The organism is Pseudomonas sp. F-14 TE3482 (assembly GCF_053629455.1).
On sequence record NZ_JBRJII010000001.1, the window covers coordinates 5,061,968 to 5,083,552 of the forward strand.

Below are 21,585 nucleotides of genomic sequence, written 5' to 3' on the forward strand. Positions count from 1 at the left end.
GGGCTGTGCTATTGCTTGTCGCTCACCTGAAGCTGCCCGTCCCACCCGCCGCCCAGTGCGGCGATCAATTGCACGCTGGCGATCAAGCGGCTCTGCAGCAAGCTCAGCACGTTGCGCTCGTTGCTCAACGCCGTGGCCTGAACCACCACCACATCCAGATAGGCAATCAGCCCGGCCCGGTACTGATTCCGGGTCAAACGCAAGGATTCGCGCGCCGCTTCAAGGGCTTCCTGACGCACCTTGGCTTCGTCTTCCAGCACCTTGAGCTGCACCAGATAGTTTTCCACTTCACGGAAGCCGTCGAGCACGGTCTGGCGGTACTTAGCGACGGTTTCGTCATAGGCCGCTTCGCTGCGATCGACTTCCGCCGAGCGCTGCCCACCGTCGAACAGGGTCATGGCCAGTTGCGGGCCGACTGACCAGAAGCGGTTCGGCACGCTGATCCAGTTGTTAGAGGTGCTGCTGCTATAACCGCCGTTCAGGCTCAGGGTCAGGTCTGGGTAGTAGGCGGCTTTGGCCACGCCGATATTGGCGTTGGCGGCCATCACCGAGCGCTCGGCGGAGGCGATGTCCGGGCGGCGTTCCAGCAACTGCGAAGGCAGGCTCAACGGCACCTGCGGCAATGCCGGGATATCTTTGGTTTCAGCCAGCCTGAACTCGGCCGGCGGCAGACCAATCAGTACAGCGATGGCGTTCTCGAACTGCGCGCGCTGCCAGATCAGGTCGACCATCTCTGCCTGGGTGCTTTTGAGCTGCGTGGTGGCCTGCGCCACAGCGTCCTTGCCGGAGACACCGGCGCGGTACTGGTTTTCGGTCATGGTCAGCGAGCGCTGATAAGCCTCGACCGTCGCTTCCAGCAGGCGTTTCTGTTCGTCGATCACCCGCAGTTGCAGGTAGTTCTGCACCAGCTCCGATTGCTGGCTCAGGCGCATCGCCGCCAGATCGGCAAAACTCGCCTCGGCGTTGGCCGTATCGGCCTCCAGGCCTCGGCGCAATTTGCCCCAGACGTCCGCTTCCCAACTGACCCCGGCCTGCGCGGTGTAGGTGTCGCGAATACCGCTGGAAGAACTGCTCAGGCTCGAACTGCTGCTACCGGTGCCCTGGCTGGAACGGGTTTTCCCCACGGTCAGGTCCACCGTCGGGAAAAACGCCCCCCGGGCGCTGCGCACCAAGGCCTGGGCCTGGCGGTACTGGGCTTCGGACTGGGCGACGGTCTGGTTGGCGTTGTTGAGTTGTTCGATCAGGCCGTTGAGCTGCTGATCGCCATACAGTTCCCACCAGGCACCACGGGCCAGAGAATCGCTGGGATTGGCCTGACGCCAGCCAGCCGCTTCCTTGTACTGTGCCGGCGCGGAGGCTTGCGGGCGCTGGTAATCCGGGCCGATGGCGCAGGCACTGAGCATCGCCACGCACAGCGACAGGCTCAGCAAACGCGAGCGCTGCGCCTTGAACAGCGCTGTGATCAGCGGTGCAGCCAGGTTGATAAGCGAACGGTCAGTCATAGCGGAGTTTCCAGAGCAGCATCGGTACGCACCCCACGCCAGCGGTTGAAGCGATGGCGCAGATTGTCGAGATAGAGGTAAACCACCGGGGTGGTGTAAAGCGTCAGCACCTGGCTGAAGACCAGCCCGCCGATGATGGTCAGGCCCAGCGGCTGACGCATTTCCGCCCCTTCGGCACGGCTCAGCAACAACGGCAAGGCGCCGAGGATTGCCGCCAGGGTGGTCATCAGAATCGGTCGCAGCCGTTGCAGACAAGCGCTGCGGATCGATTCCAGCGGCTCCATGCCTTGATGCCGTTCCAGTTGCAGCGCCAGATCGATCATCAGAATCGCATTCTTCTTCACCACGCCAATCAGCAGGAACAGCCCGAGCAAGGAGATCAGGCTGAACTCGCCGCCCAGCACATAGATCGACAGCAACGCTCCGACCCCGGCCGACGGCAAGGTCGAGAGAATGGTCAGCGGGTGGATGTAGCTTTCATACAGCACGCCCAGCACCAGATACACCGCCACCAGCGCGCCGAGAATCATCCACGGCTGGCTCTTCTGTGTCGCGGCGAACGCATCGGCGGTGCCGGCCATTTTCGCGATGACGTCTTCCGGCAAACCAACCTTGGCAATCGCCCGCTCAATGGCCGCCGAGCCCTGCTCCACCGTCACGCCTTCGGCCATGTCGAACGCGATGCTTTCCGAAGCGAACTGGCCTTCGTGACTGACCCGGTCGTCTTCCAGGCTGTTTTCATAGTGCGCGATGGTGGACAACGGAATCCGCGCACCATCGGCTGTGATCACCTGCACCTGCTTGAGCGTGATCGGGTCCTGGGCGTATTTCGGGTTGACCTCCATCACCACCTGATACTGGTTGAGGCTGTCGTAGATCGTCGAAATCTGCCGCTGGCTGTAGGCGTTGTTCAACACCGAAGTGACCATGTCCATGTCCACGCCCAGACGCTTGGCCTGATCGCGATCGACGATCAGGGTCACTTGCTGGGCGCCACGGCCTTCGCGTGCGTCGATTGCCGTCAGTTCCGGCAGCGCCTTGAGGGCGGTGACGACTTTCGGATACCACTCGCGCAACGCGCCGAGATCGCCGCTTTGCAGGATGTAGGAATATTGCGAGGAGGTTTGCTCGCGGCCGCCGCCGAATTGCAGGTCCTGATCCGCCATCAGCATCAATTGCGCACCCGGCACCTTGGGCATTTCCTTGCGCAGGCGTTCGATGACTTTCTGCGCGGACAGGTTGCGTTCCTTGATGGGCTTGAGCCGCACCAGCATGAAGGCATTGTTGGTGCCGTTGCTGCCACCGATGAACCCGGCGACGCTCTCCACTGCCTCATCCTTGAGCACGGCGCGGCGGAAGATTTCCATTTTCGGCTGCATCACGCTGAACGACAGCCCGTCGTCGCCGCGCACGAAACCGATCAACTGGCCGGTGTCTTGCTGAGGCAAGAAGGTTTTAGGAACAACGACATACAGCGCGATGTTCACGCCAATCGTCACGAACAGGCTGAGCAGGGTCAGCCGACGGTGACGCAATACCCAGTCAAGGCTGGTGGCGTATTTGCCGACCATCCATTCGTTGGTCTGCTGGCTCCAGCGCTGCAGGCGGTTTTCCTGCCCCGGCGTGTGCGGCTTGAGCCAGCGCGCGCAGAGCATCGGCGTCAGCGTCAGTGACACCAGCAACGACACCACAATGGCCGCCGCCAGGGTGATGGAAAACTCGCGGAACAGGCTTTCGATGATCCCGCCCATGAACAGGATCGACAGGAACACCGCCACCAGCGAGACGTTCATCGACAGCAGCGTAAAGCCGACTTCCTGGGCCCCGAGGTAGGCCGCCTTCATCGGCGGCACGCCCTTGTCGATGTGCCGGGAAATGTTCTCCAGCACCACGATGGCGTCGTCCACCACCAGCCCGGTGGCCAGGATCAGCGCCATCAGCGACAGGTTGTTCAGGGAGAACCCGTAGAGGTACATCACCGCAAACGTGCCCACCAGCGATACCGGTACCGCCAGGGTCGGAATCAGCGAGGCACGCAAGTTACCGAGGAACAGGAACACCACCAGAATCACCAGCGCCACGGCAATCAGCAGGGTCATTTCAGCTTCATGCAGGGTGGCCTTGATCACCGGCGAACGGTCCATCGCCAGGTTCAGCTTGACGCTGGCCGGCAGCACCGCTTGCAACGCTGGCAACTGAGCCTTGATCTCGCTGACCGTCTCGATGATGTTGGCGCCGGCCTGGCGGTTGATCACCAGCAACACCGCCGCGTCGTCATTGAAGAACCCGCTGTTGTAGCGGTCCTCGACGCCGTCGCTGACCTTGGCCACATCCTTCAGGCGCAGGGCCGCGCCGTCCGCGTAGTGGATGATCAGCGACTCGTAATCCTTGGCTTTTTCCAGCTGATCGTTGGCCTGCACCTGCCACAGCCGCTGGCTGTCTTCGACCGAGCCCTTGGGCCGGCGCACGTTGGCGTTGGCGATGGTGTTACGCACGTCGTCCAGCGCCACGCCGTATTGGTTCAGTGCCTGGGGTTCGAGTTCGATGCGCACCGCCGGCAACGAACTGCCGCCGATCTGCACTTCCCCCACGCCCTGCACCTGGGACAGGCTCTGGGACAGGATCGTCGAGGCGAGGTCGTAGAGCTGGCCTTTTTCCAGCACATCCGAGGTCAGCGACAGCACCATGATCGGCGCCTGGGACGGGTTGACCTTCTTGTAGGTCGGCATGCTGCGCATCCCGCTCGGCAGCAGGTTGCGCGAGGCGTTGATCGCCGCCTGCACTTCCCGCGCCGCGCCGTTGATGTCGCGGTCCAGGTCGAATTGCAGAATCACTCGCGTCGAACCCTGGCTGGAACGACTGCTCATGGTGTTGACCCCGGCGATGGCGCCGAAGGAACGCTCCAGTGGCGTGGCCACCGTCGAGGCCATGACCTCCGGGCTTGCGCCGGGCAAACTGGCCTGAACCACAATCACCGGGAAGTCCATCTGCGGCAGCGGCGATACCGGCAACAGGCCGAAGCTCACGCCGCCCAGCAGCATGATCGCCAGGCTTAACAACATCGTTGCGACCGGGCGCTTGATAAAAGGTCCGGACAGGTTCATGGCTGTTCTACCGGTTCCACAGACTCGGACTTACTTCCCCAGCGCCGCCCGAGGCGATCGAAGTACAAGTAGATGACAGGCGTGGTAAACAGCGTCAGCACCTGACTCACCAGCAAGCCACCGACCATCACCAGACCCAAAGGCTGGCGCAGTTCCGCGCCGGAACCGGTGGCCAGCATCAGTGGCACCGCGCCGAACAACGCCGCCAGGGTGGTCATCAGAATCGGCCGGAAGCGCAGCAGCGCGGCCTGATAGATTGCCGTTTCCGGGTCCATGCCCTGATTGCGTTCCGCCTCGAGGGCGAAGTCGATCATCATGATCGCGTTCTTTTTCACGATACCGATCAGCAAAATGATGCCGATGATCGCGATCATCCCCAGGTCATTGCCGCTCAACAGCAACGCCAGCAAGGCGCCGACCGCCGCCGAGGGCAAGGTCGAGAGAATGGTGATCGGGTGAATGTAGCTCTCGTAGAGCACGCCAAGCACGATGTACATGGTTACCACCGCCGCCAGAATCAGCAGCAAGGTGCTCGACAGCGACGCCTGGAACGCTTCGGCCGCTCCCTGGAACTGGGTCTGCACGCCAATCGGCATCCCGATGTCTTTCTGCACCTGATCGATGATCTCCACCGCATGCCCCAGTGCCACGCCGGGCGCCAGGTTGAAGGACATCATCACCGCCGGAAACTGGCCGATGTGAGTGATCGCCAGTTGCGCCTGACGTTCCTCGACATGCGCCAGGCTGGACAGCCGCACCTGACCGCCATCGGTGGTCTTGACGTGAATCTGGTTCAGCGCATCCGGGCCGATCTTCTCGCCGGACTGCGATTGCAGCACCACGCGGTATTGGCTGGCCTGGGTGTAAATGGTGGAAATCTGCCGCTGACCGAAGGCGTCGTACAGTGCGTCGGTGATGTTCGACACCGATACGCCGACCCGCGATGCCGCATCACGGTCGATCACCAGATACACCTGCAAGCCCTTGTCTTGCAGGTCACTGGCGACGTCGGTCAGCTCCGGCCGTTGCGCCAGCGCTTCCACCAGACGCCCGCTCCACAGGCTGAGCAACTCGGAATCCGGCGAGGACATGCTGAACTGGTACTGCGTGCGGCTGACCCGGTCTTCGATGGTCAGGTCCTGCACCGGCTGCATGAACAGACGAATGCCGATCAGCTTGTCCAGTTCCGGTTGCAGACGCGCAATCACTTCGGTGGCACTCAGGTCGCGATTGCTGTGGGATTTGAGGTTGATCAGCAGCCGGCCACTGTTCAACGTCGAATTGTCGCCATCGACCCCGATATAGGACGACAGGCTCTCCACCGCCGGATCCGCCAGGATCACTTTGGCCAATTCCTGCTGGCGCTCGCTCATCGCCGCAAAGGAAATCGACTGCGGCGCCTCGGAAATACCCTGGATCACCCCGGTGTCTTGCACCGGGAAGAAGCCCTTGGGCACCACCATGTACAGGAACACAGTCAACGCCAGCGTGCCGATGGCCACTATCAGTGTCAGCGGCTGGTGCTTGAGAACCCACTTTAACTTGCGCCCGTAAGCCGCAATCATCCAATCAATTGCGGCGCCACTGGAGCGGTAGAACCGGCCCTGTTCTGCTTCCTTGGGCTCACGCTTGAGCAGCCGCGCGCACATCATCGGCGTCAGGGTCAGGGAGACGACAAGGGAAATCAGGATCGCCACCGCCAAGGTGATCGCGAACTCGCGGAACAAGCGCCCCACCACGTCGGCCATGAACAGCAGCGGAATCAGTACCGCGATCAGCGACAGGGTCAGGGAAATCAGAGTGAAGCCGATCTGTTTGGCACCCTTGAGCGCGGCTTGCAGTGGGCTGTCACCCTCCTCGATGAAGCGGGAAATGTTCTCCAGCATCACGATCGCATCGTCCACCACGAAACCCGTGGCGATGGTCAGCGCCATCAGAGTCAGGTTATTGACCGAAAAGCCGGCGAGGTACATCACGCCGAAGGTGCCGATCAACGACAGCGGCACGGCCACCGATGGAATGATCGTGGCGCTGGCCCGCCGCAGGAACAGGAATGTGACCATCACCACCAGCGCGATGGCAATCAGCAGTTCGTGTTGCACGTCGGTGACCGAGGCGCGAATGGTCTGGGTACGGTCGGTCAACACGGTGACTTCAAGGCCGGCCGGCAGGTTGTCGGTGATGCTCGGCAGCAAGGCCTTGATCCGGTCGACCACTTCGATGACGTTGGCGCCGGGTTGGCGCTGGATGTTCAGCAGCACGGCCTGGTTTTCATTGGCCCATGCCGCCAGACGTTCGTTCTCGGCACCGTCGACGATCTCTGCCACGTCCTTGAGCCGCAATGGCGCGCCGTTGCTGTAGGCGAGGATCAGGTTGGCGTAGTCCTTGGGTGACGTCAGTTGGTCGTTGGCGTCGAGCATCGACACCCGGGTCGGGCCGTCGAAGTTGCCCTTGGGCTGATTGACGTTGGAGGCGCCGATCAACGTGCGCACGTCCGACAGGTTCAGGCCGTTGGCCGCCAGGGCCTCGGGGTTGACCTTGATGCGCACGGCCTGACGCTGGCCGCCGGCAATGCTGACCATGCCGACGCCGCTGATCTGGGCAATTTTCTGCGCCATGCGGGTGTCGACCAGATCATTGAGTTTGGGCAACAGCATGGTTTTTGAGGTAATGGCGAGGGTCAGCACCGGGGTGTCCGCCGGGTTGACCTTGTTGTACACCGGCGGTGCCGGCAAATCCTTGGGCAGCAAGTTGGTCGCGGCGTTGATCGCGGCCTGCACCTGCTGCTCGGCGACGTCCATGTTGATGTCGAGGCTGAACCGCAGGGTCAGCACCGAGGCGCCGCCGGAACTGGTGGATGCCATTTGGGTCAGCCCGGGCATCTGCCCGAACTGACGCTCCAGCGGCGCCGTCACGGCGCTGGTCATGACATCCGGGCTGGCGCCGGGATAGAGCGTCATGACGCGAATGGTCGGGTAATCCACCTGGGGCAATGCCGACACCGGCAGCAGCCGATAAGCGATCACACCGGCCAGAATAATGGCCAGCATGCTCAGGGTCGTGGCGACCGGGCGAAGGATGAACAGCCGCGAGATGTTCATGCGCCGCCCTTTTTCGCCTTGTCGGTGGTCGCGGGTTCAGTCGCATCGGCCGCCGATTTGCCTTGCAGGTGCTCGGTCGGAGTGGTCGGCACATCCTTGCTGTCGTTGACGACCTCCACTTCGCTGCCTTCTTTCAGGCGGTCGGTGCCTTCCAGCACCACCCGATCACCAGCGGCCAGGCCCTCGGTAATCACCGTGTTGTCACCGTCACTGGCGCCGACTTTCAACGGGCGGATGGTGACCTTCTTGTCGCCATCCATGGCATAGACGAACGTGCCGTTGGTGCCGAACTGGATCGCCGCCGAAGGCGCAAGCACCACGCCTTTGAGGGTGTCGGCCAGCAAGTGGACGTTGACGAACTGATTGGGGAACAGTGCTTGATCACGGTTCTCGTAACGGGCCTTGAATTTCAGGGTGCCGGTGGTGACGTCGATCTGGTTGTCCAGGCTCTGCAACACCCCAGTGGCCTGCAATTGGGTATCGCCACGGTCCCAGGCTTCGGCGGGCAGTTTGGCGCCGGTGCGATAGCGGGCCAGCACGACGTCGAGGCTGTTTTCCGGCAGAGTGAAGGCAACGCTGATCGGTTGAGTCTGGGTGATGATCGCCAGTGCCGTGGTGTCATTGGCTGCAACAAGGTTACCGACGTCCAGTTGACGCAAGCCCACACGCCCGGCGATCGGCGCGCGAATTTTAGTGAATTCCAGATTGAGCTTGGCGTCATTGACCGCCGCCTGATTGGTCTTGACCGTGCCCAGGTACTGGCCGACCAAGGCTTCGGCGGTGTCCAGGGTTTGCTTGGCGATGCTGTCTTCGCGGTACAGGCCGCGATAGCGCTCGACATCGACTTGGGCATTCTTCAGTTGTGCCTGATTCTGCAGCAAGGTGCCTTCAGCCTGGAGCAAGGCGTTCTGGTAAGGACGCGGATCGATCTCGGCCAGCAGGTCGCCCGCCTTGACCATTTGCCCTTCTTCGAACGAAATCTTGATCAGTTCGCCGCCCACCCGGCTGCGCACATTGATGGTGTTCAGCGCGGTCACGGTGCCCAGCGCCTTGTAATACAGCGGGAAATCGCCTTTGACCGCTGGCGCCACGCGCACCGGGACCGGACCGGTCGACCCGCCGAACCCCGGACGCATCCCTCCCGACCTGCCGGTGTGTCCGGCAACGGCTTTCTGCCCTGCACCCTCCTTCGGACTGCTGCCTGCGGGCCAGAACTTCCAGCACAGGCCAGCGATGACCAACAGGACAAGCAGGCCAAACAGCCAGCGACGGGGATTACGGGAAGCGGAAGATTGCATTGAGTGATCAACCATTGGGCGCGTGGGCTTTTTTACATGAGGCTGAACGATAAGCACTGGCGGGTATTAAGCAAAGCGCCTTTACCGGCAATTTACCTTTGGCTTACGTAACAGAAGATTTATCTAAGACACTGAAGCACAAATGAAAACGGCCTGGACAGAGGGGGCGTTCTCAATTAATTACCCCGCCGCGCCGGGTCTGCTGTTGTGCAGGGCAAGGCGCGAGAAGCGTGGTTTGGTCATTCCAAATAAGCTTTGAGCAACGCAGCCCTGCACAACAGCAGGCCCGGCCCTTCGGGTTGTGCCTTAAAGCGGGCCAGGCTGCGTTGCAGGCCTTGGAAAGGGAACAACCATTCCCAGCGGCCTGCGCCTTGCCTGGCCCGCTTTAAGGCGACAACGCGGCGGGGGAATTAACTGAGAACGCCCCCTAGGCCGTTAACAATTGTAAAAGTATGCTTATTTCAGAGCTGCGAGAGCAGCTTCGTAGTTCGGTTCTTCAGCGATTTCCTTGACCAGTTCGCTGTGCAGAACCTTGTCGTTCTCGTCCAGCACCACGACGGCACGGGCGGTCAGGCCTTTGAGTGGGCCATCGGCAATCGCCACGCCGTAGTTCTCGATGAACTCGGCACCGCGCAGGGTCGACAGGTTTTGCACGTTTTCCAGGCCTTCGGCGCCGCAGAAACGGGCTTGGGCGAACGGCAGGTCAGCGGAGATGCACAGCACGACGGTGTTGGCGACGTCGTTGGCCTGGGCGTTGAACTTGCGAACCGAAGTGGCGCAGGTCGGGGTGTCGATGCTTGGGAAAATGTTCAGCACTTTGCGCTTGCCGGCGAAGCTCGCCAGGGTCACGTCCGACAGATTGCCGGCAACCAGGGAAAAGGCTGGCGCCTTGGAACCGGCTTGTGGCAGTTGGCCGTTGACTTGAACCGGGTTGCCTTTAAGAGTGACTTGAGCCATGAACGGAGTCCTTCTGAACGTTGATGTAGAGAATTTTGACGAGGCCGAAGTTAACCACGAAATGGTCTGGCGACCTATGCCCAAATACAAAGCAAATTGTGTTGCAGAACCTCACAAACTACACAACCCCCTGTAGGAGCGAGGCTTGCCCGCGAAGAGGGGCTGTCAGTTGCATCAATGTTGCCTGACACACCGTCTTCGCGGGCAAGCCTCGCTCCTACAGATAAATGTCAGCCCAGCAATCCAAGCATATTACGATGCCGCGCTTCGAAAATCCGCCGCATGTAGGCATTGACCACCAGCCACTCCAACGGCGCGCCACCCATGGCTGCATAGGCCACACGGTCGGTGTACAGCGTACCGCCCTCACCCGCCGCCACCCGATGTTCATGACGAAAGGCAGCCATTGGCCCCTCGAGCATTTCATCGATGAAATGGTGCTCTCCCACCTCGCGGATCACCACCGTCCAGCTCGACGGGATCAAGTTGAACATCCAGTGCCGAAAGCGAAACTGGCGACCGGCTTCGATGCGCAAGTTGTTCAGGTCGATATCACCCTGCGGCGTGACCCGTTCGGGGAAGATCTTCGGGAAGTTGACGCCTTCCAGGCAAAAGTCGAGTACTTGCTTGGGTGTGCGGTTGGGGATCAGGGTGGTGAGTTCCAGAACGGGCATGAATGATGGCATCCCATCGGCCAGGGGATTGGCAGACTACCATCACGCTAAAATCCTACCTATCCCCCGTAGGAGATAGGGGCAGAAGGTTTGTAGTGATTTTCCTTGGGCCGCATTGTCGATTTGGCCCATGGCCATTCGACTAAACAGTGAGTCACTCACATCCAGCGGAGACAAAACCATGCGATTCATGATCATTGTGAAAGCCAGCCCGGATTCCGAGGCTGGTGTGATGCCCAGCGAAGAACTGATGGCCGCGATGGGCAATTTCAACGAGGAACTGGCCAAGGCCGGCATCCTCATCGATTGCGACGGCCTGCAGCCCAGCAGTAAAGGCGCCCGCGTACGTTTTTCGGGTGACGAGCGTACGGTGATCGACGGCCCGTTCGCCGAAACCAAGGAGCTGATCGCTGGCTACTGGTTGTGGCAGGTGAAGTCGAAAGAGGAAGCGATCGAGTGGGTCAAGCGCTGCCCCAACCCGATGCCGGGTACAGAGGCCGAGATCGAGATTCGCCAGGTGTACGAGGCCGAAGACTTCGGGGCCGAGTTCACACCGCAGTTGCGCGAGCAGGAAGAACGAGTACGTGCGCAGGCGAAGAAGCACTGAAGCAAAACTGATGCACCTGATGCACCTGATGCACCTGATGCACCTGATGCCGCTTCGTAGATACCGTCTTGAACCTCACCGAGCAAGCGCAAGTTTCGGGTCATAAGGCTGGCCCGATTTGAGCACGCCATAAACGAAGTGCAGCAGCTTGCGCATCGCTGCACAAATGATCTGCTTGGGGGCCTTGCCGTTGGCCTTCAGGCGGTCTTTCATGGCTTTGATCGCCTCATTGTGTTGCAAGGCCACCAGGCCTGGCATGTAGAGGCCCGCGCGCACACGCACTGAGCCGATTTTTGAAATCGTAGTGCGCCCCTTGAGCAGGCCCGAGTCGTGAAGCTTCGGGTTCAGCCCTGCGGCAGCAACCAGTTTGCGAGGATCGTCATACTTGCGCAGGTCGCCCAGTTCGGCCAGCAGCCGCTCAATCGTTTTTTCCCCGATACCATCAATGGTCACGATCAAATTACGCATCTCGCGCATATCCGGGTCGTCGTCGATATGTTTTTTGATCGCCTTGTGGGTTTCGGCGATTTCCTTTTCGATATGGTGCAGCACCGAGTTGATCGAGGCTTTAACCTTTTCATCGGACACGTCCAGACGATTACGCTCCATTTGCTCCATCTCTTGGAGATCGTCCAGGCGGCGCACCAAGGCTTTCAACTGGCGATACTTGAGCGGCTCCGGAGCCCAAAGCTGAAGCTTCTCACTCTTTTCGCGGGCGAAGTCAGCGATCAGTTTGGCATCGCTTTTATCGGTTTTGATCCGACGCAATTCACTGCCAGCGTAGGCATGGGTCGTGGCCGGATTGACCACACAAACCCGATAACCTTTGTTGTAGACGAACTCGGCTAACTCCAGGTGATAAACGCTGGTGGCTTCCATCACGATCAGCGCCGAAGGTTCGACCTGCTTCTGCAACCAGGCTTCAAATTCCTTGAAACCCTTGGGGTCGTTGGCCAGTTTGGCCTTGGTTTTGTGTTTGCCGTTTGGCAGATGAGTGGCGATATCAAAGGTGTTTTTAGCGACATCGACACCGACAAAACTGGACATAAGCGTCTCTCCATTGATCCGTTTTCGATCATCACTGCACTCTGTCCAACCTTGTGAATGCGGGCTCTCGCCAAAGACGGGCCCAAGATACCGTTCGAACTGTACGAGTGAGTGTGGAGGGTTGGAGCACAATCTACATCACAGGCAAAAAGCCTAAGGAGCTGCACGGCTTCCAGGTCCCTCCCTCGATGATCAGTCGAGAACTATCGCTCCTGACGGAGCGATAGTCGAGATACAAGGAGCTGCCGAAGGCTGCGATCTTTTGATTTTGTTTTTGCGGCCCTCGAAAAGAGCAAGATCAAAAGATCGCAGCCTTCGGCAGCTCCTACGCGGGGTATCGGGATTGCGGGGGGGAATTAGTGGTACCCGGAGACCGCTTTCGCGAGCAAGCTCGCTCCCACATTTGATCTCTGGTGTACACAACATCTGTGATCGAAACAGAATCAATGTGTGAGCGGGCTTGCTCGCGAAGAGGCTCTCAGCCCCGCCGCATTACTTGGACTTGAGTTTCAGATACGACTGATGCATATCCGATGCCCAGCCATCGATCACGTTTTTCACGTCACCGGCCTTCATCACCTGATCTGAGTTTTCCAGCGGTTTGCCAATGCCCTTGCGCACCACTTGGGCCACGACTTTGTTGTTGCCACCATCGAGAAATACCGCTTCGGTGGCCAGATTGGTTTCCTGGTCGCGAATGCCGCTGGCTGTACTGACTGCCGCCGCTACCAGGGCGATCGGGATCACTTCATAAGGCTGGAGGCTTTCGGTCTTGCTGGTAACAGAGGTGATCGCCGCACGCACCACCATAACGCCTGGGCCGGGACCATTGGCCAGTGGCAGGGATCTGCCTATTTCGCGTTTAAGTGCTTGATCGTAGTAACTGGTGATGCCGTTCAGTGTGGTCTGAGGAATTTTCACCGTCGGTTGCGGTTTGGGGTAGAGCTGCGTCGGCTCGATGTAGACACTGGTGAATTTGTTGATATCGAGCTTGGGGTCCATCCAGCGCATTACCACAGCGCCCGATGGCGACTTGGCCTCCTTCAGCTGACTGTAGTTCTTGAGAAAACCGGAATACTGGTCCGGCTCGACGACTTTGCTCGAGCAACCTACCACCCCGATCGAGGCGATGCACAGTGTGCTCATCAGTAACGCAAGCTTCATGCTGTAACTCCTGTCAGAAGGCCGGGCAACAATATTGAATACGGGAATTACAGGTATAGCCAATGCTCGGCACTTTGTTATCAAAAAGCACAATATTCATCTATTGCTGAGGTGATCGCGGCCATATTCAAAGGCCTCTTCGCGGGCAAGCCTCGCTCCTACAGGTCCGGGTTGTATGAACCAAAACCCTTGCAGGAGCGAGGCTTGCCCGCGAAGACATCAACTCGAACAACACAAAACCTCATCTGGAAAAACCTGGCCGATCACCACGAAGATCCGCTTTCCGCCGCCAGTTCCCGCCGACCATTGGCGCGCATCGCCTTGATCAGCGACACCGTGCCCACCAGGATGATCACCGCCGCGAACAGGAAGTCGATGCTGTACAGCTGAAAGTCGTTCAACGGCCCCACCAGAAACACCCGGATCGCACCAATACTCACCAGCGTCGCGAGAAAATCGATGCCCGGCTCATCGCGATAAAACACGTGCAGCAGCGGCAGGCACATCACCAGCAACAACAACAGCACAATCACCTTGAACGAGCCCTTGCGCTCGACACTGAACGCGCATTCGTTGGCGCCGTAGGGCTTGTAATCCTCCTCGCGAATCAACGAATTTTTCTCGTTGATGTACTCGACACGGTTGTACTTCTGGATTGGCGTAAAGGTGTTCGACATCTCCATGCCAGTGGTGATGTGCCTGAATTTCAGGTCAATGCGCTCATTGCCCTTGAGGATGTACAGCACCGGTTTGTAGCCGTAGCGATAGGTGTCGAACGGAAAGTCCGTCGACCGCCCCAAGACCCCGATGGGTCTGGACTCAAGTTCCGCGTAGGCACTTTTATCGGTCGAAGACAGGTTGCGGCTCAGGGGCTTGATCCTGACCTGCTCCATGAGAATCGGCGCAATGCCGTAGGACCACTGCAGGGGTTCCATGCGCAGCCGCAGTTCGTTGCGGCCCAGGTCATAGCGATCAAAGGTTCGCTCGGAGACAATCACCGCGCCCGAGAGCATGAACTCGCCATGAACGTTGTTGGTGATGTGCAGCGACATTCGATCCCTGCCCGAGCCTGTGGCATCGCTGGCCGGTGGCGTGCCACACCAGGCGTAGCTGCTGAAGGTCTCCCCGAGCTGGCCGGTACGGTTCTCTTTGAACACATAAAAGTAACTGCCCCACAGGGCCGCCATCAGCAGCAACGCGAAAAGCCCTAAAATCTTCTTGCCCACGCTCAAACCAGACTCCTTTCTTTGCTGACTCCCTATGAGGCGCGGACTCTATCAAAATGCCATCATTGGCCCAAGCAAAAATACCCAGACAAGAGAGATCCCTGTAGGAGCGTGGCTTGCCCGCGAAGAACGATGACGCGTAATACCTGAAAAACCGCGATGCATTCTTCGCGGGCAAGCCACGCTCCCACAGGATTTTCGTCGCTCAAAATTCTTGACTTGCCACAGGCTTCAGCGCCGCCTGAACAGCGGTCGCGGCTCAATCACCGAGCGTCCGTACAACACGCTCATCCCCGCCAATCCCTTCAGCGCATCTTCAGCGGATTTATCTTCACGCACGGCGAAACTGTCGAAACCGCATTGGCGCATGTGGCTGAGTTGATCGCGCAGCACATCACCAATCGCGCGCAATTCGCCTTGCCAACCGAAACGCGTACGCAGCAAATAGGCCTGGCTGTAGGCGCGGCCGTCGCGAAAACTCGGGAAGTCGAGGGCAATCAGCGGCAGGTCGGGAAACCACGGGGTCAGGTTTGTCACTTCCTCGTTAGGCCCCAGCCAGACGCCTTCGAGCGCTGATGTCCTGTCGGCATTAAGTGCCAGCCACTGGGGTAACGGCAGTATCAGCGGTCCGGCCGGCAACTCATCCGTTGCTTCACGAATCAACTGCCACGGATCATCGCGCACCCACTCGGCACCGCCCTCTTGCAAACGCAGCAGATTATTCATGCCGACACCTCCAGCATTTTCGGGTAAACCCGTTCCTTGAACGGCTCCAGACCGATGCGCGCCAAGGTATCGACGAACAGTTCCTCGCTCTCGCGGTAGCGGACAAATGTAGCGATGATCCGCTCGATCACCGCGGGCACTTCAGCGGCGCTGAAGGACGGGCCGATGACTTTGCCCAACGCGCTGCTCTTGCCCTGGGCGCCGCCAAGGGTGATCTGGTACCACTCGCTGCCGTTCTTATCGACGCCAAGAATGCCGATGTTGCCGATGTGGTGGTGGCCGCAGGCGTTCATGCAACCGGAGATATTCAGACTGATGTCGCCCAGGTCATGCAGGTAATCCAGGTTCTCGAATCGCGCCTGTATCGCTTGTGCGACGGGAATGGATTTGGCGTTGGCCAACGCGCAGAAGTCGCCGCCGGGGCAGGCGATGATGTCGGTCAACAAGCCGATGTTGGCGCATCCCAGGCCTTGCTCGCAGGCCAGGCACCACAGCGGGTAAAGATCGGTCTTGGGCACGTCCGGCAGGACGACGTTCTGTTCATGGGCGATGCGAATTTCGCCGAAGCCGAACTGTTCGGACCACTGGGCCACCGCCTCCATTTGCTCGGCCGTGACATCCCCCGGTGGCGCGGCGATGCCCGGTTTGGTCGACAGCACCACGCTGGCGTAACCCGGCACCTTGTGCGGTTGAACGTTGCGCGTCACCCAACGGGCGAAGGCCGGGTTCTCGGCCAGACGCGTGCCGAAATCCAGGTCGGTGCCGGCCAGTGAACGGTAATCGGGCGGCACGAAGGCACTGGCGACACGCTCATACTCGACGTCGGTCAACTGCGCCGGACCGTCCTTGAGGTATTGCCACTCCTCCTCCACTTCCTTGGCGAACGCTTCGATACCCAAAGCCTTTACCAGAATCTTGATCCGCGCCTTGTATTTGTTATCGCGCCGCCCGTGGCGGTTATAGACCCGCAGCACCGCCTCGACATAGGACAGCAGGTGCTGCCACGGCAAGCCATCGCGAATCTGCAAACCGAGGATCGGCGTGCGCCCCAACCCGCCACCCACGATCACCCGCAAGAGCATTTGCCCGCTGTCATCGCGATAAAGATAGAGGCCGATGTCATGCATCATGATCGCCGCGCGGTCCTGCTTCGCCGAGCAGATGGCGATCTTGAACTTGCGCGGCAGGAACAGGAATTCCGGGTTGATGGTCGACCATTGCCGCAGGATCTCTGCCAGTGGGCGCGGGTCCATCAACTCGTCCGCCGCGACGCCGGCGAAGGCTTCGGTGGTGATGTTGCGCACGCAGTTGCCGGAGGTCTGGATCGCGTGCATTTCCACTTCGGCCAGACGTTCGAGAATGTCCGGCACCTGGGCCAGTTCGATCCAGTTGAACTGCATGTTCTGCCGGGTGGTGAAGTGGCCGTAGCCACGATCGTAGTCCCGCGCAATGCTCGCCAGAATGCACATTTGCTTGGCGCTCAGCGTGCCGTAAGGAATTGCCACGCGCAGCATGTAGGCATGTTTTTGCATGTACAGGCCGTTCTGCAGGCGCAGGGGCAGGAACTCTTCTTCACTCAACTCCCCGGCCATGAAACGTTCGACCTGATCGCGAAACTGCGCAACACGCTCGAACACCAGGGCCCGGTCATAGTCATCGTATTGATACATGTGGCTGCCTCATCAGGAATTTTGCACAGAACCTGTGGGAGCGGGCTTGCCCGCGATGACGGCGGCACAGTCAATATGGACTTTGACTGACACTCCGCAATCGCGGGCAAGCCCGCTCCCACAGGAACTGCGGTGTATCGAACTCTGCGGTTCGCTCTTGGGGTGCAACTATGCGACAGCAGCGCAGCACGTTACAGATTCAGCTAGACACTAAAAAACCGTATCAGGGCGCGGCCTATGGCCGCAGACCCGCATCGCATCTGATCCGCATAAACCCGGTTTTTCTGAGTCTGTTTTGTTTGCGGCAGGGTTTCTACAGTTCATGGCATGCCAGACCGGGTGGCCTGGCAAGACTTTGCAACCGTGGAAGAATTGACCATGAGCACAGCAACAATCGGGCAGGCCTATAACTACAAGGTCGTTCGCCAATTCGTCGTGGCAACCATTGTGTGGGGTGTCGTCGGGATGGCGATGGGGGTGTGGATCGCCTCGCAACTGGTGTGGCCGGAGATGAACCTCGACCTGCCGTGGACCACCTTCGGCCGCTTGCGTCCGCTGCACACCAGCCTGGTGATTTTCGGCTTTGCCGGTAGCGCCCAATTCGCCGCCAGTTACTACGCGGTGCAACGCACCTGCCAAGTGCGGCTGTGTTCCGACAAGCTCGCCGCCTTCACCTTCTGGGGCTGGCAATCGGTGATCGTGGTGATGCTGATTACTCTGCCGCTGGGCTACACCACCACCAAGGAATACGCCGAGATCGAATTCTCCGGCGCGGTGTGGATGACGGTGGTCTGGGTCGCTTACGCCATCGTGTTCTTCACCACTGTGGTGCAACGCAAGACCAAACACATCTACGTCGGCAACTGGTTTTTCGGCGCGTTCATTGTGGTGATCGCCATGCTGCACGTGGTCAATCACCTGTCGATTCCGGTGGACTGGTTCAAGTCGTATCCGGTGTATTCCGGGGCCACCGACGCCATGGTGCAATGGTGGTACGGGCACAACGCGGTGGGGTTCTTCCTGACTACCGGCTTCCTCGGAATGATGTATTACTTCGTGCCAAAACAGGTGGGTCGGCCGGTGTATTCCTATCGCTTGTCGATCGTGCATTTCTGGGCGCTGATCACCCTGTACATCTGGGCAGGTCCCCACCACTTGCACTACACCGCGTTGCCAGACTGGGCACAGTCGCTGGGCATGGCGATGTCGCTGATCCTGTTGGCGCCGAGTTGGGGCGGCATGATCAACGGCATGATGACCCTGTCGGGCGCCTGGCATAAGTTGCGCACCGACCCGATCCTGCGCTTTCTGGTGCTGTCCCTGGCCTTCTACGGCATGTCGACGTTTGAAGGGCCGATGATGGCGATCAAGACGGTGAACGCCCTCTCCCACTACACCGACTGGACCATCGGCCACGTTCACGCCGGAGCCCTGGGCTGGGTGGCTATGATCACCTTCGGCGCCATCTACCACATGGTCCCGAAAGTCTTCGGCCGCCCGCAGATGCACAGCATCGGCCTGATCAACGCGCACTTCTGGCTGGCGACCATCGGCACCGTGCTGTACATCGCCTCGATGTGGGTCAACGGCATCACCCAGGGTTTGATGTGGCGCGCGATCAACGACGACGGCACGCTGACCTACTCCTTCGTCGAAGCCTTGCAGGCCAGTCATCCGGGGTTTGTAGTGCGCTTTGTCGGTGGGGTGTTCTTCCTCAGCGGCATGTTGCTGATGGCCTACAACACCTGGCGCACGGTGCGGGTGTCGGACGTGAGGATGGCTGAACTTGAAGCGCAGATTGCCTGAGGCAAGGAGCCTGACATGATCGAGATGGCGCTGAATCTATTGGGTGTTTTGGGGCTTTGGCTGGCGGTCGAATACTGCCTGAAACACCAGACGGCCGAGAGCCTGGAGGATGCCAGCCTGATTCCGTTCGCCGATGACCCCGAGGTGGCGCGGCGGGTGGAATTGGCGACGGGTAAGACTGTGAAAGCGGTGGCGCCGGAAGAGGTGAAGCCGGGTTGGGGCAACCTCGAAATTTGATACATCCCGCTCCCACAGGTATCTGCTTCGGCCAAAGATTTGGTGAACGACACCGATCATTGTGGGAGCGTGGCTTGCCCGCGATAGCGGTGTCTCAGGCGCAGAAAATGTTGAATGGGCTGACGCCATCGCGGGCAAGCCCGCTCCCACAGGGTTAGGTGTCGATTACTCCGGTCAGCCGCGCTCGCGGGGAATCAGGCTCTGCAGTTGCTGCGCCAGGAAGTTCGCATCGAAGCCAAAGGTATCCGGGTCTTTCAAACCATTGGTCTTGCGCCATTGCCAATTGCTGGAGGGCGGCAGGCACACCAGCGAAATGCTGCCATAACGCGCGGCGGTCAAGCCCATCACGGCAAGGGAAATCTGCCCACCCGCGCCCATCACGTCCGGCACGAACTCCACCGGTTTACCGGCAATCACAATAGACAGTTTCTCGGTCTTGAACGGCGACGTCTCGAGCGGCACGCTCGGCCCGGACGCGACATACGCCTCGCGGCTCACTTCCAACAGATTCGGCGTCAGGACCGGAGCCAGCCACTGCTGGATCTGATCGAACAACTCACCAATGCGCGTCGCCCACACGGCCGATTGCGACTCAAACAGTTGCTTCTTGTGCGCTTCGCTATCTGCATAGTGGCGAAGCATCTCGCCCAGTTGCTGTACATCGTCCATTGCGGTGTTCCTTTTGGTTGAAGCGATGTTGCGAATGTCGATCATGGCAGATGCCGACAGCTCGCGTACGGCAAAGGTGCGAACGGCTACAGAGCCTGGGCAGATGAACGCGACGAATGGTCGTGTTTTACCTGCTTTTCAGGGGAGCACCTGTCAGATCTGACAGTAGCCAACATCCATATCCGGGGTGTTTGATAACACTGCCCAACGCGGGAGTAAAACATTCAATCCGTACAGTCAGGAGCACACATCATGAACAGTGGGAACGATCGCACCAAATGCCGGGTAACCAATTATGTGACCATCAAAAAAATGATCGTTTACGGATTGACTCCTCCGTTTACCCAGCCTGCGAATCCCATAGGCGGAATGAACAGTGCGAGCGTTGATAACAGTCTTTTCGCAATCGACAAAGTGATCATCCCCGGCTGGAAACAACCGGTTATCCATCCCGAAAACCCTGAAGGCGGCATCGGACTAGCGCTCATCGTAAATGGACTGATGCCCGTCTGGATCGACCCCTGGTTTAATTTTTCGGAAGGTGACAGGGCGGATTTACTGCTGAATGAATCAGAGACGGCGATAGACGGCAAAACCATTCAGCCGGATGAAGATGATGATCCGCAACGATTCATTCTGAACGTACCCGGCGGACTTCTGCGCAATGGCATTAACCGTCTGCGCCTGAGGGTGAAGCGGATCAGCCAGCCAGAAGAAACCTCTCTGCCACGCGTCGTACTCTTCAATACCCCGCGTCCTGGCGGCGAGGTGACAGGCTCGGGAGACAACCCCTATCTGCTGATGACGCTTCCGGCAGATGTCATCGCCAATGGAGTGGATGCCGCTCGCGCCGCGCAAGGGGTAGATGTCACGTTGACCTATAGCTACATGCGCGAACACGACGTCATTACCCTCGATTGTGACGGCCACGAAATCCCCCACACCGTCACGGCAGCCCAGGCCACGGCCGGCATCGTACAGCTGAAGCTGTTCGCCGATGCGTTTCAGAAAGGTGACAATCCCCGATTTGCCATGCGCTTTCGAGTGAGAGACCAGATCGGCAACAACTCAGGCCCACTCGCAATCTGGTCAAAAACCACTTATATCAATGTGCACATCCAAAAACCCGTTCTGGATCTAAAAGCGCCCGAAGTCTTGGAAGCGTTGGAACTCAACGGCACTCGATTGAACTTTGAACGGGATTTTTATGAGACCAAGTTCGCCACGGTAAAGGTCGCCTACACCGGCTCCGCCCCCGGGCAAACTGTCAAAGTCTATTGGCTCGGGCGCAATTCGACTTATGGCAGCGAGATTCGAACCGTTGCCTATGCCGGAGAGGTATTGAGATTTCTGGTGCCCAGGCAGGAAGTGGTTGATTGCATCGGTAGCGGTGCGCAGATCAGTTACACCGTGAGGCTACCAGGTACCACCGAGAATCTACCCTCCGAAAACCTGCGTATCACGGTCACCGCGCAAAAACATCATCTACCGGAACCGACGCTTAATTCGGACAAAACCAATCTCAGGGCTTACTACCCAACGCTGGAAGCTACTTACTCTGTGCGTATGGCCCTGTTCGGTATCACCACTCGCTATGGCGATGAAGTCACTATCACACAACCCGACTTCACCAATCTGCCTGTGCCGCCGGCATGGATAACAGAAAATCGGGGTAGATCCGTCATGTTCAATTACACCCTGCATAGAACAGACACTACCGAAAAACTGATTTTTTCATGGTTCCTGAGACTGACCCTGTAGCGGGCTCACCTTTGGCAACACCACTGCGTAACCCGA

General features: G+C 59.2%; 16 protein-coding genes. 4 read left to right on the plus strand and 12 right to left on the minus strand.

Features of this window, described 5'->3' with window-relative positions:
- Positions 1-8: 8 nt before the first annotated feature.
- The 6 genes from AB7M26_RS22745 to AB7M26_RS22770 all read right to left on the minus strand — a co-directional run bounded on the left by AB7M26_RS22745 (position 9) and on the right by AB7M26_RS22770 (position 10,636).
- Positions 9-1,502, minus strand: a complete 1,494-nt coding sequence (locus AB7M26_RS22745) for an efflux transporter outer membrane subunit (protein WP_123496876.1) — start codon at positions 1,500-1,502, stop codon at positions 9-11.
- On the minus strand, positions 1,499-4,606 hold the full coding sequence (locus tag AB7M26_RS22750; protein WP_123496878.1) for an efflux RND transporter permease subunit: 3,108 nt from the start codon (positions 4,604-4,606) through the stop codon (positions 1,499-1,501). Before AB7M26_RS22750 ends, AB7M26_RS22745 begins: the two co-directional genes overlap by 4 nt.
- Positions 4,603-7,707, minus strand: a complete 3,105-nt coding sequence (locus tag AB7M26_RS22755; protein WP_123496880.1) for an MdtB/MuxB family multidrug efflux RND transporter permease subunit — start codon at positions 7,705-7,707, stop codon at positions 4,603-4,605. The genes AB7M26_RS22750 and AB7M26_RS22755 overlap by 4 nt, the downstream gene beginning before the upstream one ends.
- Positions 7,704-9,020, minus strand: coding sequence for an MdtA/MuxA family multidrug efflux RND transporter periplasmic adaptor subunit (locus AB7M26_RS22760; RefSeq protein ID WP_123496882.1), 1,317 nt, complete (start codon positions 9,018-9,020; stop codon positions 7,704-7,706). The genes AB7M26_RS22755 and AB7M26_RS22760 overlap by 4 nt, the downstream gene beginning before the upstream one ends.
- Before the next feature lie 441 nt (positions 9,021-9,461).
- Positions 9,462-9,962, minus strand: coding sequence for a thiol peroxidase (tpx, locus tag AB7M26_RS22765; RefSeq protein ID WP_123496883.1), 501 nt, complete (start codon positions 9,960-9,962; stop codon positions 9,462-9,464).
- 230 nt (positions 9,963-10,192) lie between these two features.
- Complete coding sequence (locus AB7M26_RS22770) at positions 10,193-10,636, minus strand: SRPBCC family protein (protein WP_123496884.1); 444 nt, start codon at positions 10,634-10,636, stop codon at positions 10,193-10,195.
- Positions 10,637-10,817: 181 nt separating this feature from the next.
- Between AB7M26_RS22770 and AB7M26_RS22775 the strand changes: the two genes are divergently transcribed.
- Positions 10,818-11,243, plus strand: a complete 426-nt coding sequence (locus AB7M26_RS22775; protein WP_123496885.1) for a YciI family protein — start codon at positions 10,818-10,820, stop codon at positions 11,241-11,243.
- Positions 11,244-11,318: 75 nt separating this feature from the next.
- Here the strand turns inward: AB7M26_RS22775 and AB7M26_RS22780 are convergent, their stop codons facing one another.
- From AB7M26_RS22780 to AB7M26_RS22800, 5 genes are all read right to left on the minus strand, one after another.
- The gene (locus tag AB7M26_RS22780) at positions 11,319-12,290 is read right to left on the minus strand and encodes an IS110 family RNA-guided transposase (RefSeq protein ID WP_123501467.1); all 972 of its coding nucleotides are present in this window, start codon (positions 12,288-12,290) and stop codon (positions 11,319-11,321) included.
- A gap of 492 nt (positions 12,291-12,782) precedes the next feature.
- Positions 12,783-13,454 (minus strand): DUF3313 domain-containing protein, encoded by a 672-nt coding sequence (locus AB7M26_RS22785; RefSeq protein WP_123494358.1) that lies wholly within the window; start codon positions 13,452-13,454, stop codon positions 12,783-12,785.
- A gap of 263 nt (positions 13,455-13,717) precedes the next feature.
- Entirely contained in the window at positions 13,718-14,686 is a 969-nt protein-coding gene (locus AB7M26_RS22790; protein ID WP_123494356.1) for a hypothetical protein, read from the minus strand.
- 225 nt (positions 14,687-14,911) lie between these two features.
- Complete coding sequence (locus AB7M26_RS22795) at positions 14,912-15,406, minus strand: DUF934 domain-containing protein (RefSeq protein WP_123494355.1); 495 nt, start codon at positions 15,404-15,406, stop codon at positions 14,912-14,914.
- Positions 15,403-17,076, minus strand: a complete 1,674-nt coding sequence (locus tag AB7M26_RS22800) for a nitrite/sulfite reductase (protein WP_123494354.1) — start codon at positions 17,074-17,076, stop codon at positions 15,403-15,405. The genes AB7M26_RS22795 and AB7M26_RS22800 overlap by 4 nt, the downstream gene beginning before the upstream one ends.
- A gap of 378 nt (positions 17,077-17,454) precedes the next feature.
- Here AB7M26_RS22800 and ccoN point away from each other — a divergent pair, with 378 nt between their 5' ends.
- Both ccoN and AB7M26_RS22810 read left to right on the plus strand, forming a co-directional pair.
- The gene (gene ccoN / locus AB7M26_RS22805) at positions 17,455-18,882 is read left to right on the plus strand and encodes a cytochrome-c oxidase, cbb3-type subunit I (protein ID WP_123494352.1); all 1,428 of its coding nucleotides are present in this window, start codon (positions 17,455-17,457) and stop codon (positions 18,880-18,882) included.
- 15 nt (positions 18,883-18,897) lie between these two features.
- Entirely contained in the window at positions 18,898-19,119 is a 222-nt protein-coding gene (locus AB7M26_RS22810) for a cbb3-type cytochrome c oxidase subunit 3 (RefSeq protein ID WP_123494351.1), read from the plus strand.
- Between the two features lie 174 nt (positions 19,120-19,293).
- Here AB7M26_RS22810 and AB7M26_RS22815 read toward each other — a convergent pair whose 3' ends face one another.
- Complete coding sequence (locus AB7M26_RS22815) at positions 19,294-19,788, minus strand: hypothetical protein (protein ID WP_123494350.1); 495 nt, start codon at positions 19,786-19,788, stop codon at positions 19,294-19,296.
- Between the two features lie 252 nt (positions 19,789-20,040).
- On the opposite strand from AB7M26_RS22815, the gene AB7M26_RS22820 reads away from it, so the two are divergent.
- Entirely contained in the window at positions 20,041-21,549 is a 1,509-nt protein-coding gene (locus AB7M26_RS22820) for a hypothetical protein (RefSeq protein ID WP_123494348.1), read from the plus strand.
- Positions 21,550-21,585 lie beyond the last annotated feature (36 nt).

Coding starts and splice junctions, on each gene's coding strand:
- AB7M26_RS22755 (WP_123496880.1), bottom strand. CDS start 7,707: ATGAACATCTCGCGGCTGTTCATCCTTCGCCCGGTCGCCACGACCCTG.
- AB7M26_RS22760 (WP_123496882.1), bottom strand. CDS start 9,020: ATGGTTGATCACTCAATGCAATCTTCCGCTTCCCGTAATCCCCGTCGC.
- ccoN (WP_123494352.1), top strand. CDS start 17,455: ATGAGCACAGCAACAATCGGGCAGGCCTATAACTACAAGGTCGTTCGC.
- AB7M26_RS22795 (WP_123494355.1), bottom strand. CDS start 15,406: ATGAATAATCTGCTGCGTTTGCAAGAGGGCGGTGCCGAGTGGGTGCGC.
- AB7M26_RS22785 (WP_123494358.1), bottom strand. CDS start 13,454: ATGAAGCTTGCGTTACTGATGAGCACACTGTGCATCGCCTCGATCGGG.
- AB7M26_RS22810 (WP_123494351.1), top strand. CDS start 18,898: ATGATCGAGATGGCGCTGAATCTATTGGGTGTTTTGGGGCTTTGGCTG.
- AB7M26_RS22800 (WP_123494354.1), bottom strand. CDS start 17,076: ATGTATCAATACGATGACTATGACCGGGCCCTGGTGTTCGAGCGTGTT.
- AB7M26_RS22775 (WP_123496885.1), top strand. CDS start 10,818: ATGCGATTCATGATCATTGTGAAAGCCAGCCCGGATTCCGAGGCTGGT.
- tpx (WP_123496883.1), bottom strand. CDS start 9,962: ATGGCTCAAGTCACTCTTAAAGGCAACCCGGTTCAAGTCAACGGCCAA.
- AB7M26_RS22780 (WP_123501467.1), bottom strand. CDS start 12,290: ATGTCCAGTTTTGTCGGTGTCGATGTCGCTAAAAACACCTTTGATATC.
- AB7M26_RS22820 (WP_123494348.1), top strand. CDS start 20,041: ATGAACAGTGGGAACGATCGCACCAAATGCCGGGTAACCAATTATGTG.
- AB7M26_RS22745 (WP_123496876.1), bottom strand. CDS start 1,502: ATGACTGACCGTTCGCTTATCAACCTGGCTGCACCGCTGATCACAGCG.
- AB7M26_RS22815 (WP_123494350.1), bottom strand. CDS start 19,788: ATGGACGATGTACAGCAACTGGGCGAGATGCTTCGCCACTATGCAGAT.
- AB7M26_RS22750 (WP_123496878.1), bottom strand. CDS start 4,606: ATGAACCTGTCCGGACCTTTTATCAAGCGCCCGGTCGCAACGATGTTG.
- AB7M26_RS22770 (WP_123496884.1), bottom strand. CDS start 10,636: ATGCCCGTTCTGGAACTCACCACCCTGATCCCCAACCGCACACCCAAG.